This is a genomic window from Photorhabdus sp. RM322S, from assembly GCF_042879395.1.
GTDB lineage: Bacteria > Pseudomonadota > Gammaproteobacteria > Enterobacterales > Enterobacteriaceae > Photorhabdus > Photorhabdus khanii.
On the sequence record NZ_JBHFKW010000103.1, the window covers coordinates 1 to 2,728 of the forward strand.

Here is a 2,728-nt window from a genome sequence, read left to right on the forward strand (position 1 = left end):
GTGCCGTGACCCGGCTGGTTATCAATAATGGTTATGCTCAAATCGAACCGGATGACCGAGTCGCCTTTATGGCTAACCCGGCCTTCGATGCCAGTACCTTTGAGGTCTGGGCACCGTTACTCAACGGCGGGGCATTAGTGATTATTGACCATCATACTTTATTGACCCCGGCGGCATTAATCCAAACCTTACAGGTTCACCGTGTGACGGTGATGTGGCTGACTGTCGGATTGTTTAACCGGCTGGCCGCAGAGTTATCCCCAATCTTGCCGCAAATAGAATGCCTGATTGTCGGGGGGGATGCCCTTGATCCGCATGTTATTCGAGAAGTACTTAACTCCCATCCACCACAGCAGTTATTGAATGGCTATGGCCCGACGGAAGGAACGACGTTTACAACCACCTACTGTATTCAGGCAGTAACACCGGAAGTGACAAATATCCCGATTGGCCGTCCCATCGCCAATACGCGGATTTATTTGCTGGATGGAAATAGGCAACCAGTGCCGCTGGGCGCTGTTGGTGAAATCTATATTGGCGGAGACGGCGTAGCACTCGGCTATCTGAATCGGCCTGAATTAACCGCCGAACGTTTCCTGCTCGACCCGTTCAGTAAAAAGCCTGACGCTCGGATGTACCGCACCGGCGATTTGGCGCGTTACCGGCCGGACGGCAATCTGGAATTTCTGGGGCGTAATGACCAGCAGGTGAAAATTCGTGGTTTCCGGATTGAACCGGGGGAAATTGAAACTCGGTTGACAGAGCACCCTGCGGTTCGTGAGTCTGCGGTGCTGGTGCAGGGGGAGGGGGCAGACAAACGGCTGGTGGCCTATGTGGCAGCAGATGTTGCTGAGGAGTTGGTGAATAGCCTGCGTGAGCACCTGAGTGCTCAGTTACCGGAGTATATGGTGCCGTCGGCGTTTGTGCGTCTGGACCGCTTCCCCTTGACCCCGAATGGCAAATTGGATCGCCAAGCACTGCCAGCACCGGACTATGAAGCGCTGGCTCGCCAACGTTATATGGCGCCGCAAGGGGAAAAAGAAACGATGCTGGCGGCCATTTGGTGTGAATTGCTGGGCCTTGAACAAATCAGTCGGCACGATAATTTCTTCATGTTGGGCGGGCATTCCCTGCTGGCAGTGCAGATGATTGAACGGTTGCATCAGTCGAAATGGGTGCTGGCAGTGCACGACTTGTTTCAGACACCAGTGCTGTCAGATATGGCGCAAACGTTGGGACAACACCGGGCTGTAGATATTCCCGCCAATGTTATTACCCCTGAGACTGAGGTTCTCACCCCTGAAATGTTGCCGTTGATAGACCTGACGCAGGCAGATATTGACCATATTGTCGGGCAAGTACAGGGTGGGTTGAATAATCTTCAGGATCTTTATGCCCTGTCACCCTTGCAGGACGGGATCTTATTCCACCATGTGCTGGAAAATGAGGGTGATCCGTACCTGTTGACCAGTCAAATGGTGTTTGCGGACCGGGCTTTGCTGGAGCGGTATTTGGCCTCTGTACAGCAGGTGGTCAATCGCCACGATATCCTGCGAACTGCCTTTATCTGGCAGGGACTGTCAGTACCAGTGCAAGTGGTCTGGCGTCAGGCTACGTTATCTGTCACTGAATTGACGTTAGATCCGGCGGAAGGGCCGGTCAGTGAGCAGCTAAGTCGGCGTTTTGATCCTCGCCATTATCGTCTTAACTTAAGTGAAGCCCCGCTACTGCAATTTGTGATTGCCCAAGAAGTGGATGGACGTTGGAGCTTATTGGCATTGCAACATCACCTGATTGGTGACCATACCACGTTGGAAGTCCTGCATCGTGAAATCAGGGCCTATCTGACGGGACAGGCGGAGATGCTGCCGCCTTCGGTACCGTTCCGCAATCTGGTGGCGCAGGCCCGGTTAGGCGTCAGTCAGGAAGCACACAGCCGTTTCTTTACGGACATGCTGGCGGACGTGACAGAGCCGACGTTGCCGTTTGGTCTAACCGAGGTGCATCGTGATGGTTCACAGGTGGCGGAATACCACCGGATGTTATCTGTTGAGTTGAATCGCCGTTTGCGCCATCAGGCACAACAATTGGGTGTCAGTCTGGCGGTGTTGTGCCATCTGGCGTGGGCACAAGTGTTGTCGCACACCAGCGGACAGGAAAAAGTGGTGTTCGGTACCGTGCTGTTTGGGCGTATGGCGGCGGGAGAAGGGATAGACAGCGGATTGGGGTTGTTTATTAACACCCTGCCGTTTCGGCTGGATATCGATGATACATCGGTGCGGGAGAGTGTACAGCTTGCCCATACCCGGCTGGCCGGATTATTGATGCATGAGCATGCGTCACTGGCGCTGGCCCAGCGATGCAGCGGCATTGACAATGCCAGCCCGCTTTTCAGTGCTCTGCTGAACTATCGGCATAATGATGTGTCAGCGCTATCCAATGAGTGGGTAAATGGAATTGAATTTAAAGGGGAACAGGAGCGGACTAACTATCCCTTTGTGCTGTCGGTGGAGGATTGCGGTGATGCACTGGGGCTGACGGCGCAAACAGTTCAGTCGCTTGCGCCGGAGCGGCTCTGTGATTATATGCAGCAGGGGCTGGAAAGTCTCGCGAACGCGCTGGAGCATACTCCGGACTGGCCAGTTCGGGCGCTGGACATTCTGCCGGCAATGGAACGAACCTTGTTACTCAACACTTGGAATGCCACGGAAACAGCGTATCCTGAAAC

The 2,728-nt window shown here is 54.1% G+C and carries 1 protein-coding gene; it reads left to right on the forward strand.

What is annotated here, in order from left to right:
- On the forward strand, window positions 1-2,728 hold a 2,728-nt coding region (locus ACGF63_RS22665; RefSeq protein WP_387633334.1), incomplete at both ends, for a condensation domain-containing protein.